This is a genomic window from Rhizobacter sp. LjRoot28 (assembly GCF_964253025.1).
Classification (GTDB): Bacteria; Pseudomonadota; Gammaproteobacteria; order Burkholderiales; family Burkholderiaceae_C; genus Rhizobacter.
Window position 1 is genome coordinate 1,404,746 of the sequence record NZ_CAXUQC020000001.1, and the last position, 17,352, is coordinate 1,422,097.

Below are 17,352 nucleotides of genomic sequence, written 5' to 3' on the forward strand. Positions count from 1 at the left end.
CGTGACACCGTTCGTGCGGGGAGTGGGCGTGGGGCTGTGGCTGGCCGCTGCGGCGGCCCACGCACAGGCGCAGGGGCTGGCTCGTGTGGCCGACCAGCTGACACCCCAGGCCCGCGCCGCCGCCCGTGTGCACGCGCAGGATGTCACCGACATCTTTCGTGAGGCCTGCTTCGCCTCCCGGTCTGACCCTGAGGCGGTGGCGGACTGGGCGCTGAACAACGGCTTCGTCACGTCCTCGGCCGCCGGCCGGGAGTTGGCGGGGCAACTGCTCAAGCGCGGAGAGCAGGGCAATGTCTTTTCGCGCGGGCCGGGCGACGAAGGCCTGCTGCTGGTCTCCACCGCGGGGCCGTCGAACTGCCTGGTGATGGGTCTGCAGGCGGTGGACGGGCCCCGGCTGCGCGGCCGCATGGAGGCGCTGATCACGGAGTGGACGCAGGCCCGGACGGTGGTCGAACCGACCGCGAGCAAGGACTTCGATGAGAGCGGGTTGCGCCACCGCACGCTGACCTTTCTTGCGGTGTCCGGTAACGATCGTTACCGTCTGATGGTGATTTCCCCCTTGGGAGTGGCTCGCGGTATCGCGATCATGGGCATGTCGGTGGAACCCCGCTGACCGTCCTCCGGAGTATTTGATGTACCGCTTCATGTCGTACCAGCCGGCGGCCCTGTCCGGGCGCCTGGCATTCCTTCTTTCACTGGCCGCCTGCGCCGCAGGGGCGAGCCTGCCGGCTCAGGCCCAGAATTACAACCATTTCTCCGCGACGGTGGTGCACCCGCTCGGGGCGGGTTTCCAGTCGACCGAGCCGGCGGCGGCGTCGCCGGCTGCGTCCGCGGCTCCTGCCGGGGCGCGCAAGTCACCGACGCGTGCAGCGTCCGGCGGCGCAGCGGGGGCTTCGACCAACCGCCTCGTGGTGGGCGGCAAGGGCCCGCGCGTGCACACCCAGGAACTGGCTGATGCGTTCGAGGAAGCCTGCGTGAAACTCGAAGGGGCGCCCGAGGCCACCGCTGACTGGGCGCTGGCAAACGGCTTCGCGCCGCTGCCGGACGAACAACGGGAGGTGGCCGCCGAACTGCCGGGTGGGGCGCGGCAGGCCAACGTCTTTGGCCGCGAGTCCGACCCGCTGATGCTGGTGTCGGGCGGCCAGCCGCTCGTCTGCGCCGTCATGACCCGCCACTCCACCGACGGGCAGCGCATGCGCGCCCGCATGGAGCGCCTGGTCGCCACCGTGTCGGGCAACGGCAAGCCGCCGAAGCCGACGGTTTCCATGAAGATGGGCGCGGCCGCCGCCCAGCTCGACGGCTACCGGTTCAGTGTCGATGGCCAGCCGTTCACGCTGTCGGTCATGGCACCGGTGACCGCAGGCAGCGGCATCGCCTTCATGGCGTATTCGGTGGACGATGCGAAGCCGCGCTGACGCGCTTCGGGTCAAGGGATGGCGGTGGGCACCGTGTGCCTTGCTGCTGTCCGCAACGGCAGGCGCGCAGGTCACGCCGGTGTTCACCGCGCCGCTCGTGCACTCCGCGCCCGCGGTGGTGGAGGCTCCCGCGGCGGAACCCCTGACCGCCGAGCGCATCGTGCAGTGGTTCGAGCAGGCCTGCGTGGCCACGCGCGGCGAATCCGGCCCGGCCATCGACTGGGCACTGGAAAACGGCTTTCAGCCCGTCGACCCGCTGCGCGGCACCACGGATCACCTGCTGGGCGGTGAGCCTGGCACGGTGCTCGTCGCCCCGGGGTCCGACGGACACGTGATGCTGGCGACCGCCGCCTCGCAGTGCAGCGTATGGGCCGAGCGGCAGGAGGGCCCTCCGGTGCGACAAGCGCTCGCCGCCATGGTGGGGACTTTGACCGCCCGGGGCGCCCGCGCCCGGGTGGAGGTCGAGCGCAACCTCGAGCGCTCGGGTGCCTGGCGCAGCCAGGTGCAGTGGCGCTACCGCGGCGTCGGCGCCAGCCAGGACCTCGGCATCGGCGGCGTCACCACGCTGGCAGCCGGTCCGGGCACCCAGATGCTCCATGTGGCCCCCCTGGCGCGCGCCGTGAACTACGGACCGGACGGGACGCCGCTGCGATGACCGCTGGCTGACCCCCGACGCCGGTGACCTGAAGCCAACGTCATCGGTGCAGCGCTCGAAGGTGACGTTCGCCACCCGGATCATTCCCGGGCGGCAGCCACGCCCCCCGGCTCAGGCGTAGCGCAGTTCCCCCGCCTTGCCCCAGAACACCCGGTAGGCGAACACCGTGTAGCCCGCGATCATGGGCACCGTGAGCGCCACCCCGAACAGGATGACCTTCAGCGACGCCGGCGCGCTGGCGGCCTGCTGGATCGTCAGTCGGTCCATCACGACGTACGGGTACAGGCTGTAGGCCAGGCCGAAGAAGCCGAGCAGGAAGACGCACACCATCGACACGAACGGTACCCAGCACAGCGGGCCGAGCACGCGCTTCCAGCCGAGCGAAGCACGCAACAAGACCAAGGCCGCCACGGTCATGAGCGGGATCGGCAGCAACGCGATCAATGCCGGCATGCTGAACCACCGGTCGCGCACGGTTTCGCTCACCCAGGGCGTGGCGAGCGAGATCAACCCCATGCCGACCACGACCGGGAACCAGGCGAGACGCGCCCATCGCACGGCCTGGGCCTGCAACTCGCCTTCCGTCTTCATGATGAGCCAGCCCGCGCCCAGCAGCACGTAGGCGGCAGGCAGGGCCAACGCGATGGCTGCGGCGAAGAGGTCGTACTGCCAGCCGCTGTTGAGCCCGGTCACGTAGTGCCCGAGCATCCAGCCCTGCGAGGTGGCGGCCAGGCCCGAACCCACGAGGAACACCCGGTTCCATGCCGTCTTGTGCGCGTCGCGCGCCTTGACCCGGAAGTCGAAGGCCACGCCACGCAACACGAGGCCGACCAGCATCAGTGCCACCGGCAGGTACAGCGCCGAGAGCACCACCCCATGTGCCTTGGGGAAGGCGATCAGCAGGATGCCGACGCCGAGCACCAACCACGTTTCGTTGGCGTCCCAGAACGGCCCGATGGACGCCACCATGACGTCTTTCTGGTCGTTGGTCGCGCGGTGCATCAGCATGCCGACGCCGAGGTCATAGCCGTCGAGGACGACGTAGGTCAGCATCGAGACGCCCATCAGGGCCATGAAGATGATGGGCAACAGGTCGTCGAAGCTCATGCGGTGCTCCCGGGTTGAAGGGCGGCGGTGTTGGCGGTCTGCGCGCCTGCGGGGGTGCGGGCCTGGTCGCGGGCGTCCTGGGCGAGCACCTCTTCGGGCTTCTCGGCCATGTACTTCAGCACGCCGATGTACGACACCATGAGCGCGAGGTAGGTCAATACGTAGAGAGTCAGCGTGAGGGCGATCATCCCGGAGGGCACCTGGGACGCGACATCGGCGGTGCGCAACAGGCCGTACACGATGAACGGCTGTCGACCGATCTCGGTGACGTACCAGCCGGCGACGGTGGCCACCCAGCCCGAGAAGGTCATGGCCGTGAAGGCCCACAGCAAGGGGCGCGGCAGGCCGTCAGTGCCCCAGCGACGACGCCGCATCACCACGAAGCCCACCCAGCTCAGCAGGAGCATCAGCATGCCCATGCCGACCATGATGCGGAAGGCGAAGAACATGGGCGCCACGGGAGGGTGCGCTCCGGGAAACTCGTTGAGCCCCTTGATCTCGCCGTCGGCGCGGTGGGTCAGGATGAGGCTGGCGCCGTTGGGAACGCCCACCGCGAAGCGGTTGCTGCGCGTCGCTTCGTCCGGCCAGGCGAAGAGCAGCAGGGGCGCGCCCTTCTCGGTTTCCCAGACGCCCTCCATCGCCGCGATCTTGGCTGGTTGATGCTCGAGCGTGTTCAGGCCGTGCAAGTCGCCGACGAAGATCTGCACCGGCACGAGGAGTGCGGCCAGCGTGACGCCGGTCCGCAAGACACGGGCCGTGGAGGAGTTCTGTTTGCCCTTGATCAGCTGCCACGCGCTGATGCCGGCCAGCAGGAAGGCCACGGTCAGTCCCGAAGCCAGCAGCTTGTGCGACAGGCGGTAGGGGAAGGACGGGTTGAAGATCACCTCCATCCAGCTCGTGACGTGAAACTCGCCGTTGATGATGGTGTAGCCGGCGGGGGTCTGCATCCACGAGTTCAGGCTCAGGATCCAGAAGGCGCTCAGCGTGGTGCCGAAGGCCACGAGGAAGGTGGCGATCAGGTGCACCCGCTCGCTCACCTTGCCATGGCCGAACAGCATGATGCCGAGGAAGCTGGCCTCCAGGAAGAACGCCGTGAGCACTTCGTAGCCGAGCAGGGGCCCGGCGATGTTGCCGGCCTTCTCCATGTAACCCGGCCAGTTGGTGCCGAACTGGAAGCTCATCGTGATGCCGCTCACCACACCGAGTGCGAAGGTCAGCGCGAACACCTTCGTCCAGTAGCGGTAGGCAGTGAGCCATGCGCCGTCGTGGGTCTTGAGCCAGCGCCAGCGGAAGAACAGCAGCACCCAGCCGAGCGAGATGCTGATGGTGGGAAAGAGGATGTGGAAGGTGATGTTGGCCGCGAACTGCATGCGGGCCAGGATGAGGGCGTCCATCATGAACGGTTTCCTTTCGGGGAAGCGGCCTTGCCGCCTGGCACCACGCTCACCTTGCCGGTGAACTCGAGCAGACGTTGCACCTTCGAGCCCATCTTCATGAGCTGCGAGAGTGTCTTCTGGTCCATGCGCTGGACATCGTCGAACCAGGTGGTCATGAGCTCGATCAGGTCGTGCATGCCTTTCATGCGCTCCTGCGCAATCCTGTCTTCCTCGCTGGAAGGCTGGTCGAGCAGGGCGCTTCGCAGCATCGACAAGGTCGGCTCGATCTCGCGCCGCCGGCGCTGCTCGGCAAGCGTGCGGAAGATCTCCCAGGCGTCGGTCGGCGCGTCGAAGTACTCCCGGCGGTCGCCCGGCAGGTGGCGCAGGTTGACGAGCTGCCACGACTGCAGCTCCTTCAGTCCCATGCTGACGTTCGAGCGGGAGAACTCCAGCGCCTCGGCGATCTCGTCCGCGTTCACGGGGCGCGGCGACATGAAGATAAGCGCGTAGATCTGGCCCACCGTCCGGTTGATGCCCCAGCGGCTGCCCATTTCGCCGAAATGGCTGACGAAGCTGCGGACGAGGGGGGTTAGCGTGGCCATGGCGTTCTGTCCTTGCGTTGGATCAAGATGCAAGTCTATTTGAAATTTCAGTAATTCCTGAAATCTGGGGAATTTCTTGTTCCGACGCGGTCGATGGAACGCCGCGCGGTCCGCGGGTGTCCATCCCTGGCGCCCCGCCATAATCCCGACCAGGCTTCGAGCTTCCGCCCATGCAGATCGGCTTTTCCATCAACGAGACGCTCTTCCTCCTGACGCTGATCACCGGCACCTGCTGGCTCGCGTGGCGGCAGCGCCTGCGCCGCAAGCCGGCGCCCCAGGGGCGGCCGTTCTGGGCCCTTGGCGCCGATCTGTTCCTGGTCGTCGCCCTGATGTTCACCTGCAGGGTGGCCGTGGCCGACTGGCCCAAGGTGCCGACGGGTTCCATGGAGCCCACCCTGCGCGTGGGTGACTTCCTTCTCGTGAACCACCTGGCGTACGGCCCGCGCCTGCCCTTCACCAACACGGCCATCGAGTTCGGCAAGCCGGAGCGGGGCGACGTCGTCGTCTTCCGCTATCCGCTGAAGGTGTCGGAGTTCTACGTGAAGCGCCTCGTGGGCCTGCCGGGCGATGTGGTCCGCTTCCAGGATGGCGCGGTGAGCATCAACGGCGAGGCCTTCGACATGACGCCCGCCGGAGACGCCATTCCGCCGAAGGCCGAAGACCTGGGGCACTGGCTGCTGCATGAATCGTCGCAGGGCGCACAGCGCGGCATCAAGCTCAATCCCTTCCTGCAGGGTCGCATGCCCATCGACCTCACCCAGCCGGACCTGGCCCGTCATTGCCACAGCGAGCGGGCAGGGCAGTGGGAGTGCCGTGTTCCCGAGGGCCAATACCTGATGCTGGGCGACAACCGCGACAATTCGGTCGACTCGCGCACGTGGGGCTTTCTGCCTCACGGGCAGGTGTATGGCAAGGCGGTACGCGTGCTCTTCAATTTCTCCGATCTGTCGCGCAGCTGGACTGCGCTCTGACCATGACTCCTCCTCTCGATCTCCAGGGCCGGCGCATCGTGCTCGGCCTCACGGGTGGCATCGCCTGCTACAAGGTGGCCGAACTCACGCGCCTGCTCGTCAAGGCAGGCGCCACCGTCAACGTGGTCATGACGGAGGCGGCGGAGCAGTTCATCACCGCGGTCACGCTGCAGGCCTTGTCCGGCCACCCGGTCCTGACGAGCCAGTGGGATGCCCGCGAGCCGAACAACATGGCGCACATCAACCTCACCCGTGGTGCGGATGCGGTGCTCGTGGCGCCCGCCAGCGCGGACTTCATCGCCAAGCTGGTCCAGGGCCGTGCGGACGAACTGCTGAGCCTGATGTGCCTGGCACGTCCCATCGCGACCTGCCCCTTGCTGGTGGCTCCCGCCATGAACCGGGAAATGTGGGACCATCCGGCCACGCAGCGCAACATCGCCCAGCTGCGCCTCGACGGCGCCACCGTCCTCGGGCCCGGGAGTGGCGAGCAGGCGTGTGGCGAGGTGGGGGATGGCCGCATGCTCGAGCCCGCAGACCTGCTGGCCGACCTGGTCTCGTTCCTGTCGCCGAAACTCCTGAAGGGCCAGCGCCTGCTGATCACCGCCGGTCCGACCTTCGAGCCCATCGACCCGGTGCGCGGCATCACCAATCTCTCGAGCGGCAAGATGGGCTTTGCGATTGCCCGCGCTGCCCATGAAGCCGGGGCCGAGGTGACGCTCGTGGCCGGGCCGGTGCACCTGCCGACGCCGCGCGGCGTGCGCCGCATCGACGTGCAGACGGCGTCCCAGATGCACGACACGGTGCTTCCGCTGGCCGCCCGGCACGGCGTCTTCGTGGCCACCGCCGCCGTGGCGGACTGGCGGCCCGCCAGCCTGTCCGAGCACAAGATCAAGAAGAACGGCAGCAAGGTCGCCCCGACCTTCGAGTTGACCGAGAACCCCGACATCCTGGCCGCGGTCGCGCGGTTGCCCGATCGGCCCTTCTGCGTGGGTTTCGCGGCCGAAAGCGAGAACCTCCTAGAGCACGCGCGCGAGAAACTCACCCGCAAGGGCGTGCCGCTCATCGTCGGCAACCTCGGTCCGGCGACCTTCGGTCGCGATGACAACGCGCTGGTGCTGGTCGATGCCGAGGGGCACCGGGACCTTCCGGCCGCCGACAAGCTCACCCTCGCTCGCCAGCTCATCGGCGAAATCGCCCGACGCCTGAATCCATGACCATCACCACCATCGACCTCAAGGTGCTCGACCCGCGCATGGGCGAGCAGATTCCCGCCTACGCCACCCCGGGAAGTGCCGGCCTCGACCTGCGCGCCTGCATCGACCAGCCGCTGGTACTGAACCCGGGCCAGACGGCGCTCGTTGCCACCGGCCTGGCCATCCACATCGGCGACCCGGGCCTGGCCGCGATGATCCTGCCGCGCTCGGGCCTCGGCCACAAGCACGGCATCGTCCTCGGCAACCTCGTCGGGCTCATCGACTCCGACTACCAGGGGCAGCTGATGGTGAGCTGCTGGAATCGCGGCGATGCGGCCTTCACCATCCAGCCGATGGAGCGCATCGCGCAACTCGTCATCGTGCCGGTCGTGCAGGCGAGCTTTCGCCAGGTGGAGGCGTTCGGTGAGTCCGATCGCGGTGCTTCAGGCTTCGGCTCCACCGGCCGGCACTGACGACCGGCGTTCATGCCGGCCCGGGGGCGCGAGCGCGTCGGGCCGGAGCCGGGTCAGTGCAGGTTGCCGTTGGACGGCGCCGTCTGCATCACGCTCAGGCCGGGCGTGGTCACCGATCGGTTCTCGATCTCTTCCTCGGTCGCCGCGCGCACGTCACGCACCTTGAGGTCGAGTCGCAGGGCGATGCCGGCCAGCGGGTGGTTGCCGTCGAGCACCACGTGCTCGGGATAGACCTCGGTCACCGTGTAGATGGCGTCGTCGACCAGCCCGGGCGTCTTGGCACCGGGAGGCGGGCCGTCGAACTGCATGCCCGCTTCGACGTTGTCGGGGAAGATGCCCTTCGCTTCGAAGAACACCAGCTCGGGGTCGTAGTCACCGAAGGCATGTTCGGGCTCGAGGTGCATCTGGGCTTCGAAGCCCGCCTCCTGGCCGAGCAGGGCCTCCTCGACCTTGGCGAGCAGGTCGTCGCCACCGACAAGGAATTCCACGGGGGCCTCGAGTTCGTCGATCACATGGCCCTGGGTGTCTTCGAGTCGCCAGACGAGGCTGACGACGCAGGGAGAAGAGATAAGCATCGAACAATGATCGCACAATCACGGGATGGACATTCACCAACCCACTCCCTTGCTCGGGTCCATTTCGCCCGAGGAATTCATGAAGCGCCACTGGCAGCGAAAGCCCCTGCTGATTCGCCAGGCCGTGCCCGGCGCCGTCGGGTTGCCCAGCCGCTCCGAGCTGTTTGCGCTGGCGGGCGAGGAGGGCGTTGAATCACGCCTCATCGTGCACGACGACGCGGGCTGGACCTTGCGGCACGGGCCGATTCCCCGCCGCGCCTTTCCCAAGATCGAGCAGCCGCGCTGGACCGTGCTCGTGCAGGGGGTGGACCTGCACGTCGACGCCGCGCATGCGCTGATCTCGCAGTTCAGGTTCGTCCCTGACGCTCGGCTGGATGACCTGATGATCTCCTGGGCGAGCGACGGCGGCGGCGTGGGACCGCATGTCGACGCCTACGACGTCTTCCTGCTGCAGGTGCAAGGGCGCCGGCGATGGCGCATCGGCCGCATGCGTGACACGACGCTCGTGCCGGACGTGCCGCTGCGGCTTTTGCAGAACTTCGAGCCCGAGGAGGAATTCCTGCTCGAGCCCGGGGACATGCTGTACCTGCCGCCGAACTGGGCCCACGACGGCGTCGCCGAAGGGGAGTGCATGACGGCCTCCATCGGCTTTCGTGCGCCGCCGCGCGAGACACTGGGCCGTGAGGTGCTCCAGCGTGTGCTCGATGCCGCCGAGGAACCGGATGGCGATGTCATCTACCAGGACCGCGGGCAAATGCCGTCGCGCGAGCCGGGCCGGATTCCCGACAGCCTGAGCAAGTTCGCGGCGGATGCGGTGGCGCGACTGCTCAAGGACCCCAAGGTCCTGGCGTGCGCCTTGGGTGAACTGCTGAGTGAGCCCAAGCCGAACGTCTGCTTCGAGCCCGCAGATGTGCTGCCCGTCGGCAGCGGGGTGCGACTCGACCGGCGCACCCGGATGCTGTATGACGATCATCATGTCTTCATCAACGGCGAGTCGTTCAAGGCGGGAGGCCGAGATGCCAAGCTCATGCACCGCCTGGCCGACGACCGCGCGCTGTCCGCGGAGCGGGTGCAGCAGTTGAGCGATGATGCGCTCGATCTGCTCGACGAATGGGTAGAGGCTGGGTGGGCGCACCCCGCCGGCGAGTCCGCGCGACCCACGCCCGAAGCCTGACGCTTCAAAGTCGCCCGATCCCTGGAACCCATGGCCAAAGGAGATGCCGTGACCGCCGCCTTGCCGACCCATCGCATGCTGCACTCGCGCAGCGAGTTCCATGACGCGCTGCGCGAGGCGTTCGCTCAGGCCGCGACGCAAGGCTGCCGGGAGCTCTTCCTGTGCGACCCCGACTTCGCCGACTGGCCGCTGGGCGAGATGGCCGTGGTGGAGTTGCTCACGCGCTGGGCGATGTCGCACCGAAAGCTCACCGTGCTGGCCTTGCACTATGACGAGGTCGTGCGTCGCCACCCGCGGTGGGTGGCTTGGCGCCGGCAGTGGTCGCATGTGGTGGAGTGCCGCGCCATCGACGACATCGATCCGGAGGCGCTGCCCACGATGCTGCTTGCCCCGGGCGTTGTCACGGTCCGGCTTTTCGATGCGCGCAATCACCGGGCCAGCGTGTCGACGGAAGTGGCCGACGCGGTGCGTGCGCGCGAGGACCTTGATGCGGTTTTGCAACGCTCCGTCAATGCCTTTCCAGCCTCCACCTTGGGTCTGTAGGTAAGTTCCCTAACCTGCATATAATGAGTGGCTAGGTATTGCGAAGGCTCAAACTTTCACGTGCCTGACTCAGTTGGGGAATCTGACTCATGGAGGGTTCCCACAATTACGATAATTGTTCGACCCTGTTTGACCCCCTTTTGACCTTATTGAGGATAACTATGAACAAGTCGCTTCTGATGGCTACCCTGGTTGCTGCTGTTGCCCTGGCCGCTTGCGGCAAGAAGCCGGATGAGGCAGCTGCTGGTGCTGACGCTGCTGCTTCGGCCGTCGTCACGCCGGCTGTTGACACCGCTGCTTCGGCTGCTTCCGACGCTGCTGCTGCCGCCACCGACGCTGCTTCGGCCGCCGTGGGCGCCGCTTCGGCCGCTGTTGACGCCACCGCTGCTGGCGCTTCCGCCGCTGCTGGTGCAGCCGTCGACGCTGCTGCTGACGCTGCCAACAAGGCCGCTGACGCTGCCAAGGACGCGGCCGACAAGGCCAAGGACGCCAAGTAAATCGGCCTTCGCCGGTTACTCGGAAAGCCGCCTTCGGGCGGCTTTTTTTATGGGTATGACAGTCGGTGACGGATACTGCCCGGGTAACCGGTGACTTGATCCTTGGACACCCCGGCAAGCCCCTTGGGCCGCAGGAAACCTGCCACACCAGCCGTCGGTTCGTCAGTCAGCGCAGCGAGAGCCAGCGGAAGCCCTCGGCGGCGTCGGCCACCACGAATTCGTGGCCAGGGGCGCCGGTCGCGTCGGCAAGCGCCTGGCGCACCAGTTCGGGCGAATTGTTCTGTTCGCTCAAATGCGCGGCAACCACATGCCGCATCGCGCCGTGCAGGCACGCACCGAGAATGTCCGCCGCGGTATCGTTGGCCAGGTGCCCGAGCCGACCACCGATGCGGGCCTTCAGCGAGGCCGGGTAGCTCGAGCGCGCCAGCCGTTCACGATCGTGGTTGAACTCCAGCAGCAGGGCGTCGCAGGCCTGCAGGTGAGCCAGCAGGTGGGGCGTTGAGATGCCGGCGTCGGTGAGCACGCCCAGCCGGGACTGCCCGTCGCTGAAGGTGAGTTGCAGCGGTTCGCTCGCGTCGTGCGGCACCGTGTACGGGAGCAGGGCCAGGTCGCCGATCTCGATCCGCTCGCTGTCGCGGGCGAAGCAGGGAGGCGAGGGCAGGTCGGGTTGCCCGATGGCGCGCCAGGTGCCCCGGCTGGTCCAAAGGGCCACGCCATGCTTGCGGGCGAGCGTGGCAGCACAACCGACATGGTCGCCATGCTCGTGGGTCACGAACACGGCGTCGATGTCGGTCGGCGCCAGGCCGACGCGGGCAAGCCGCACCGACAGCTCGCGCAGGGAGAAGCCGCAGTCCACCAGCACGCGCGTGGTGGTGGTGCCGCTGGCGGCTTCGACGAGCGTGGCATTGCCCGCGCTGCCGCTGCCGAGGCTGCAGAACCGCATCATGCCGCGGTGTGCCGCCGTGCCGTCTGACCCACCCGCGCTTACTTCAGCTCGTCGACCAGGAAGCGCACGATGCGTTGCCCGGCTTCGCCCTGCTCCGGCGTGCCGGCCGAATCGAAGACGGAGACCGTCGAGCGCTCGCCTTCCCCGACCACGGTGACGCGGTAGCGCACCAGGGCGTTGTCGGCCTTCTTCTTGTCGCTGCCGAACAGGCGCGAGAAGAAGCCGGGCTCTTCACGGCCGGCGCTCGCCGGATCGACGTATCGCACGAAGTACACGCCCTGGGCGCGGTCACGGTCCTCGACGGTGAACCCGCTGCGGTCCAGGGCCAGTCCGACCCGGCGCCAGGCGCGGTCGAAGCCGTCGTCCACCTGCATCGCCGCGCCGGGGCGATCGGTGAGCGCACGGGCGCGCGCCGGGGGCGCCTCGGGTGCCGGGGCGGCGGCGGTGGCCTTGGCCTGCTCCTGCGGCACGCCCAGCTTGATCATCATCAGCGAGAGAATTTCGCCTTCGAGCTGCGGGTCGCGCGGACGCGACTCCCACACGGCCTGGTCCTTCTGCGGGCCGCCGAAGAACTCCTCCATGCCGTGGTGGGTGAGGTAGATCTCCGAGCCGCCTCCCGGGGCGCGCTCGACGCGCACGCGGAACTTGTCGAGGGTGTTGGTCGAGTAGAAGACGTCGAGCACGCGGCCCACCGTGCGGCGCAGAAAGTCGGCCGGCAGCTTGGCGCGGTTCTCCGCCCATTCGGTTTCCATCACGCCCGCTTCGGGCTTGTCCACCACCAGCGCGAGGTTGCGCTCCTGCCAGAAGGCCTGAAGCTGCGGCCAGAGCTGCTCGGGATTGACGGGCGTCACGAGGAAGCGTTGCGTGCCGAGCCGCTCGATGCGCGTGTCTCCGACGGCCGCCGGAGCGACGCCGGCGATGGTCGCCACCGCGGGCGACGACGCTGACGCCTGGAACTCGTTGGCACTGACGGCCCCGCGCACGGCAGACGGCTGGTAGCGCGTGTCGTTCGAGAGCTGCGTGAGGTCCGGCGGCACTTCGAGGGGGCGCGAGCGCGCGGCAGCGCCGCGGTAGTCGACCTTGTCGCCGCCGACGAACTCGTTGAGCGCCGAGCAGGCCGACAGGCCCATCACCAGCGCGACACCGGCCGAAACGGATCGGAGGGGAAGGCGGGGCAGGCGGGAATGTGAGGTCACGTTGGTCATCTCCGGGGAGCACATGCTGAACTCGGCCTGCGTGGCGCAGGGCCGGGAAAGGGCCGTGGAATGTGAGGGAAGGCGGGGCCGGCTGGCCCCACCGGTAGCCGGCGTCAGAGGAGACCCGAATCGCGCAGTGCTTGTTCCACGGTCGTGCGGCCCGCGGCCGACAGCGGGACGATCGGCAGGCGCAGCGTCTCGCCGCACAGGCCGAGCTTGGCCATGGCCCATTTCGTGGGGGCCGGGCTGGACTCCACGAACAGGTGCTTGTGCACCGGCAGCAGCCGAAGGTGCAGGGCAGCCGCCTCGCGGGCCCGACCGTCGAGCGCCAGCATGCACAGCTCGTGCATGAGGCGCGGCGCGACGTTGGCCGTCACGCTCACGTTGCCGTGCCCGCCGAGCAGCATCAGCGCCACGGCCGTGGAGTCGTCACCGGAGTACACCGAGAAGCCCTTCGGGGCCTGCTTGATGAGCCAGCCCGCACGTTCGATGCTGCCGGTGGCTTCCTTGATGCCGATGACGCCAGGCACCTGGGCCAGGCGCAAGGCAGTCTCGGGCAGCATGTCCGCCACCGTGCGGCCGGGCACGTTGTAGAGCACCATGGGGATGTCCGCGGCTTCGGCGATGGCCTTGAAGTGCGCGTAGATCCCGTCCTGGCCGGGCTTGTTGTAGTAGGGCACCACCGACAGCGTGCAATCGGCGCCGGCCTTCTTGGCGTACTTCGACAGCTCGATGGCCTCGCGGGTCGAGTTTGCCCCGGTGCCGGCCATGATGGGCACACGGCCTGCGGCCTGCTCGACCGCCACGCGGATGATCTCGCAGTGCTCTTCGACCGACACGACCGGTGACTCGCCCGTCGTGCCGACGACGCCGATGCAGTCGGTGCCTTCGGCGATGTGCCAGTCGATCAGGCGGCGCAGGGCCGGGTAGTCGACGCTGCCGTCTTCGTGCATCGGGGTCACCAGCGCCACGATGCTGCCAACAATGGGTTTCATTCGGTAGGTCCTCGGGAATCCGCTGATTTTAGCCACCCTCGGCGCCGCCCTGGAAAGCCGGGGCTGGCGCCAGCGGATAGCGCACGGGGCGCTCGCCGCTGAAGTGGGCCTGGACGGCCGCGAGCCGCTGCACGAAGCGCGGCGGGCCGTCGAGAAATCCGTTTTCGTAGCCCACGACATGCAGGCCCGCCGCGATGTCGAGCAACTCCCCCGTGCGCAGCAGGAAATCGGGGTTGCCCGGGCGCCCGACGGTCGCCTGTCCATCGGCGAAAGTCTCGTACAGCAGCACGCCGCCGACGGCCAAGCGGCCCAGCAGCACGGGCAGCAACGGCCGCCACAGGTAGTTGGTCACGACAATGGCATCGAAGTGCCGGTCGCCCAGCGGCCATGGGCCGCCTTCGATGTCGGCGTTGACCACTTCGGCCACTGCGTGCAGCGGCCGTGTCGCCTCGACGTCCCGGTCCACGGCCGTGACGGGATGGCCGCGTTCGGCGAACCAGCGCACATGGCGGCCGCTGCCGCAGGCGACGTCGAGCACCCGGCCGCCGGGAACGATCAAGTGCGACCAGCGTTGCACCCAGGGCGAAGGCATCATGCCTTGGCCTCCTGGTTCAAGGCCTTGAGGGCGAGGCGGTCGACCAGGCCCGGCGCGATGAGCTTGAGCCATCGGCCCGCCCGTCCCTTGGCCGACATGACGATGTCCCGCGTGCGCGCCTCCGTGCCGTCGAGGATCAGTCGAGCACAGGTCTCCACGGACATGGCGCCTCGTTCGTCCAGGCCGCTGCGACCGGCCGGCCGGCCGAGGGCGTCATAGCCGCGGTAGCGGATCTGCGTATCCACCACGCCGGGATAGGCGATGGTGACGGACACGCCGCGGGCGGCCACCTCCACCCGCAGGGCCTCGAAAAAGCCGGTCATGGCGAACTTGCTCGCGCTGTAGGCAGTGCGTCCCGGCACGCCCACCAAGCCGGCGAGGCTTGACACGGCCACGATCTGCCCGCGGCTCGCCAGCAGATGCGGCAAGGCCGCGTGGGTGCACCACACCGCGCCCCAGAGGTTGGTCCGCATCACGTCTTCATACCAGCCCAGGTCGGGCACATCGGACAGCAGCGCGTGTGCCGAGACGCCGGCATTGTTGACGAGCACGTCGATGCGCCCGTGAGCGTGAACCGTCGAGGCCACGAGCCGGTCGCAGTCGGCCTTGACGCCCACGTCGCAGGGCTCCACGAGGACGCTCGCCCCGGCCGAGCGGCAGGCGGCCGCGACCCCTTCCAGCTTGTCGAGACTGCGCGCGGCCAGCACCAGCACGACCGCTTCGCGGTGCCGCGCCGCCCACTGCCGGGCCAGCTCGGCGCCGATGCCGTCGGAGGCCCCGGTGATCAGGATCACGCGCGAGGGCTTGCCCATGTCAGAAACAACTCCACAGCTGGTTGGCCAGGGTGAACGCCAGCTGCGGTTGCAGGTAGGCCAGGAAGACGCAGGCGAGCACGAGCCCAGCCAGGGCCCACAGCACGACGCGCCGCATGGCCGATGTCCTCATGCCGGTTGCGCGCCCGGCCGCAGGATGGCCGTCTCGCGCACCGGCAGGTTCACGAGTGCGGCGAACACGCCGAGGCCCACGGCAATCCACCACACCACGTCGTAGCTGCCGGTGCTGTCATACAGTCGCCCGCCCAGCCACACCCCGAGGAAGGAGCCGATCTGGTGGCTGAAGAACACGAAGCCGCCCAGCATCGACAGGTGCCGCACGCCGAAGATCTGCGCCACCACGGCGTTGGTGGGCGGCACCGTCGACAGCCACAGCACCCCGATCACGGCGGCGAAGATGTAGACGCTCCACGGGGTCAGCGGCACGCTCAGGAAGATCACGATGGCCACCGAGCGCAGGATGTAGATGCCCGACAGGATGTAGCGCTTGGGCAGGCGCTGACCGAGCGAACCCGACGCATACGTGCCGATCACGTTGAACAGGCCGATCAGGGCGAGCGCCGTGGTGGCGACGCTGGCGCTCAACCCGTGGTCCTTCAGGTAGCTCGGCATGTGCACGCCGATGAACACCACCTGGAATCCGCACACGAAGTAACCCGCCATCAGCAGGCGGAAGCTCGGGTAGGCGAAGGCCTCGCGGATGGCGCTGCCGATGGACTGCTGGTCGGCCGTCGGCTTGGCGAAGGGCGCTTCCTTCAAGCCGAGTGCGAGCGGCACGATGGCCAGGGCGCCCGCACCCAGCAGGAAGAGCGCCATCTGCCAGCCGAAGTTGCCGATGAGCAGGTTCTCCACCGGCACCATGAGGAACTGGCCGAAGGAGCCCGCCGCGGCGGCCACGCCCATGGCCCAGCTCCGCCGCTCGGCCGGCACATTGCGGCCGATGACCCCATAGACCACCGCGTAGGTGGTGCCCGCCTGCGCGAGGCCGAGCAGCACGCCCGCACTCAGCGTGAAGCCGAGGCCGGTGGTGGCAAGGGCCATGGCGACCAGGCCCAGGGCGTACAGGAAGGCGCCGCCCACGAGCACGCGGAAGGCCCCGAAGCGGTCGGCCAGCATGCCGGCAAACGGCGTCGCCACGCCCCAGGCCAGGTTCTGCACGGCCAGCGCGAAGGCGAAGGTCTCCCGGGTCCAGCCCCGGTCCATGGTGATCGGCTGCAACCACAGGCCGAATCCGTGGCGGATGCCCATGGAGAGCGTGACGATCATCCCGGCGCAGATCAGGACCTGCTTCAGGGACAGGGGGGCGGGGGCAGCGGCGGCGGACATCCCGACACTGTAGTGAGTTTGTCGCCGATGTGCTTGGCGCGTGGCGTGCCGCGGTGGCGGCGCCACGCGCCCGGGCTCAGAAGCGCAGGCCGGCCTTGAGGCCGTAGCTGGTGGCGTCGCCGGTGCGATCGGTTTCCACGGCGAGGTTCAGCAAGCCGAGGTTGACGTTCAGGCCGGCGTACACCTTGGTCTGGGTGAAACTTTCGCTGGCAAGTCCGGTGCTGCCGTCGGGCTTGCTGCGCACGAACACCGCGCCGGCACCGGCGTAGGGGGTGAACATGGCGAAGCCCTTGGACACGGAGACGTCCAGGCCGTAGGTGTTCATGTCGATCTGGTCGATGCCGGTGATGACGGATGCACTGGCCCGCAGCGCCACGGCCGGCGTGAGCGTTCCACCGGGCACCACGGCCCAGCGAAGTTCGCCGCCCACCGCCCGGGCGTTGGTCTCGGTGGTGGCCAGTGACGCGCCGATGTCGAAATCGTAGGGCAGGCCCTTGTGCACCCGCACCACGCCGACCGGCAGCGTGGCCGAGGGGCTGTCGCCGTTGGAGGCCTTGGCCCAGGTGCTGCGGTGCGCCAGGCGCGTGCCCGTGACGCCGACGCCGACGTCGAAGCCGGTCACCCCGAGGCTCTCCGACGGAATCATGGGTTTGAAGGACAGTGCGGCGCTCAGGTCGTCCGAGAGGTCACGGAACTCGGCCTGGGTGAGCGCCTGCACGGTGCGGATGTCCTCGGCCCGGGCGGCGGGCGCCAGGGCCAGCAGGCCGGCGGCAACGAGCGCGAGGCGTGAAGGAAGCAGGGAAATCGACAGGTTTCGCATGACAGTGGCAGGAAGCTGGGAAACCGTGCAAGGGTACCGCAACGGCGTGCCGCCCCGGAC

Annotated in this window: 20 protein-coding genes; 9 read left to right on the plus strand and 11 right to left on the minus strand. The window is 68.4% G+C overall.

Annotation, left to right across the window (positions count from 1 at the left end; translation table 11 throughout):
- Position 1 precedes the first annotated feature (1 nt).
- The 3 genes from ACSQ2F_RS06670 to ACSQ2F_RS06680 are packed head-to-tail and all read left to right on the plus strand — an operon-like array spanning position 2 to position 2,070.
- Positions 2-613: an NMCC_0638 family (lipo)protein gene (locus ACSQ2F_RS06670; protein WP_436021024.1), complete on the plus strand. Its 612-nt coding sequence runs from the start codon at positions 2-4 to the stop codon at positions 611-613.
- Positions 614-632: 19 nt separating this feature from the next.
- The gene (locus ACSQ2F_RS06675) at positions 633-1,415 is read left to right on the plus strand and encodes an NMCC_0638 family (lipo)protein (RefSeq protein WP_436021026.1); all 783 of its coding nucleotides are present in this window, start codon (positions 633-635) and stop codon (positions 1,413-1,415) included.
- A gap of 40 nt (positions 1,416-1,455) precedes the next feature.
- Positions 1,456-2,070, plus strand: coding sequence for an NMCC_0638 family (lipo)protein (locus ACSQ2F_RS06680; RefSeq protein WP_436021028.1), 615 nt, complete (start codon positions 1,456-1,458; stop codon positions 2,068-2,070).
- A gap of 111 nt (positions 2,071-2,181) precedes the next feature.
- On the opposite strand, the gene ACSQ2F_RS06685 is transcribed toward ACSQ2F_RS06680, so the two are convergent.
- From ACSQ2F_RS06685 to ACSQ2F_RS06695, 3 genes are read right to left on the minus strand one after another with little or no spacing between them, the layout of a single operon-like run.
- The gene (locus ACSQ2F_RS06685) at positions 2,182-3,177 is read right to left on the minus strand and encodes a cytochrome d ubiquinol oxidase subunit II (protein WP_436021030.1); all 996 of its coding nucleotides are present in this window, start codon (positions 3,175-3,177) and stop codon (positions 2,182-2,184) included.
- Positions 3,174-4,571: a cytochrome ubiquinol oxidase subunit I gene (locus ACSQ2F_RS06690; RefSeq protein WP_436026752.1), complete on the minus strand. Its 1,398-nt coding sequence runs from the start codon at positions 4,569-4,571 to the stop codon at positions 3,174-3,176. Before ACSQ2F_RS06690 ends, ACSQ2F_RS06685 begins: the two co-directional genes overlap by 4 nt.
- Positions 4,571-5,155 (minus strand): GbsR/MarR family transcriptional regulator, encoded by a 585-nt coding sequence (locus ACSQ2F_RS06695; RefSeq protein ID WP_436021032.1) that lies wholly within the window; start codon positions 5,153-5,155, stop codon positions 4,571-4,573. The genes ACSQ2F_RS06690 and ACSQ2F_RS06695 overlap by 1 nt, the downstream gene beginning before the upstream one ends.
- A 170-nt stretch (positions 5,156-5,325) precedes the next feature.
- On the opposite strand from ACSQ2F_RS06695, the gene lepB reads away from it, so the two are divergent.
- Genes lepB through dut form a run of 3 tightly spaced genes read left to right on the plus strand, consistent with a single transcriptional unit; the run spans position 5,326 to position 7,792 of the window.
- Positions 5,326-6,126, plus strand: coding sequence for a signal peptidase I (gene lepB, locus ACSQ2F_RS06700; RefSeq protein ID WP_436021034.1), 801 nt, complete (start codon positions 5,326-5,328; stop codon positions 6,124-6,126).
- 2 nt (positions 6,127-6,128) lie between these two features.
- Positions 6,129-7,340 carry a bifunctional phosphopantothenoylcysteine decarboxylase/phosphopantothenate--cysteine ligase CoaBC gene (gene coaBC / locus ACSQ2F_RS06705; protein ID WP_436021036.1) on the plus strand — a complete coding sequence of 404 codons (1,212 nt, stop codon included), beginning with the start codon at positions 6,129-6,131 and terminating at the stop codon, positions 7,338-7,340.
- A gap of 2 nt (positions 7,341-7,342) precedes the next feature.
- Positions 7,343-7,792 carry a dUTP diphosphatase gene (dut, locus tag ACSQ2F_RS06710; protein ID WP_436026754.1) on the plus strand — a complete coding sequence of 150 codons (450 nt, stop codon included), beginning with the start codon at positions 7,343-7,345 and terminating at the stop codon, positions 7,790-7,792.
- 53 nt (positions 7,793-7,845) lie between these two features.
- Here dut and ACSQ2F_RS06715 read toward each other — a convergent pair whose 3' ends face one another.
- Positions 7,846-8,367, minus strand: coding sequence for an FKBP-type peptidyl-prolyl cis-trans isomerase (locus ACSQ2F_RS06715; RefSeq protein WP_436021038.1), 522 nt, complete (start codon positions 8,365-8,367; stop codon positions 7,846-7,848).
- 25 nt (positions 8,368-8,392) lie between these two features.
- Here ACSQ2F_RS06715 and ACSQ2F_RS06720 point away from each other — a divergent pair, with 25 nt between their 5' ends.
- The 3 genes from ACSQ2F_RS06720 (at position 8,393) to ACSQ2F_RS06730 (ending at position 10,581) form a co-directional block, all read left to right on the plus strand.
- Positions 8,393-9,541: a JmjC domain-containing protein gene (locus ACSQ2F_RS06720; RefSeq protein WP_436021040.1), complete on the plus strand. Its 1,149-nt coding sequence runs from the start codon at positions 8,393-8,395 to the stop codon at positions 9,539-9,541.
- 48 nt (positions 9,542-9,589) lie between these two features.
- Positions 9,590-10,084: a hypothetical protein gene (locus ACSQ2F_RS06725; protein WP_436021042.1), complete on the plus strand. Its 495-nt coding sequence runs from the start codon at positions 9,590-9,592 to the stop codon at positions 10,082-10,084.
- An 89-nt stretch (positions 10,085-10,173) separates the two neighbouring features.
- Positions 10,174-10,581: a hypothetical protein gene (locus ACSQ2F_RS06730; RefSeq protein ID WP_436021044.1), complete on the plus strand. Its 408-nt coding sequence runs from the start codon at positions 10,174-10,176 to the stop codon at positions 10,579-10,581.
- A 166-nt stretch (positions 10,582-10,747) separates the two neighbouring features.
- On the opposite strand, the gene ACSQ2F_RS06735 is transcribed toward ACSQ2F_RS06730, so the two are convergent.
- The 7 genes from ACSQ2F_RS06735 to ACSQ2F_RS06765 form a co-directional block, all read right to left on the minus strand.
- The gene (locus tag ACSQ2F_RS06735) at positions 10,748-11,524 is read right to left on the minus strand and encodes an MBL fold metallo-hydrolase (protein WP_436026756.1); all 777 of its coding nucleotides are present in this window, start codon (positions 11,522-11,524) and stop codon (positions 10,748-10,750) included.
- A gap of 41 nt (positions 11,525-11,565) precedes the next feature.
- Positions 11,566-12,723 (minus strand): outer membrane protein assembly factor BamC, encoded by a 1,158-nt coding sequence (gene bamC / locus ACSQ2F_RS06740; protein ID WP_436021046.1) that lies wholly within the window; start codon positions 12,721-12,723, stop codon positions 11,566-11,568.
- Between the two features lie 113 nt (positions 12,724-12,836).
- Positions 12,837-13,718 (minus strand): 4-hydroxy-tetrahydrodipicolinate synthase, encoded by an 882-nt coding sequence (gene dapA / locus ACSQ2F_RS06745; RefSeq protein ID WP_436021048.1) that lies wholly within the window; start codon positions 13,716-13,718, stop codon positions 12,837-12,839.
- A gap of 28 nt (positions 13,719-13,746) precedes the next feature.
- Entirely contained in the window at positions 13,747-14,313 is a 567-nt protein-coding gene (locus tag ACSQ2F_RS06750; RefSeq protein ID WP_436021050.1) for a class I SAM-dependent methyltransferase, read from the minus strand.
- The gene (locus ACSQ2F_RS06755; RefSeq protein WP_436021052.1) at positions 14,310-15,125 is read right to left on the minus strand and encodes an SDR family oxidoreductase; all 816 of its coding nucleotides are present in this window, start codon (positions 15,123-15,125) and stop codon (positions 14,310-14,312) included. Before ACSQ2F_RS06755 ends, ACSQ2F_RS06750 begins: the two co-directional genes overlap by 4 nt.
- A gap of 129 nt (positions 15,126-15,254) precedes the next feature.
- Positions 15,255-16,472, minus strand: a complete 1,218-nt coding sequence (locus tag ACSQ2F_RS06760) for an MFS transporter (RefSeq protein WP_436021054.1) — start codon at positions 16,470-16,472, stop codon at positions 15,255-15,257.
- Positions 16,473-16,548: 76 nt separating this feature from the next.
- Complete coding sequence (locus ACSQ2F_RS06765; RefSeq protein WP_436021056.1) at positions 16,549-17,292, minus strand: hypothetical protein; 744 nt, start codon at positions 17,290-17,292, stop codon at positions 16,549-16,551.
- Positions 17,293-17,352 lie beyond the last annotated feature (60 nt).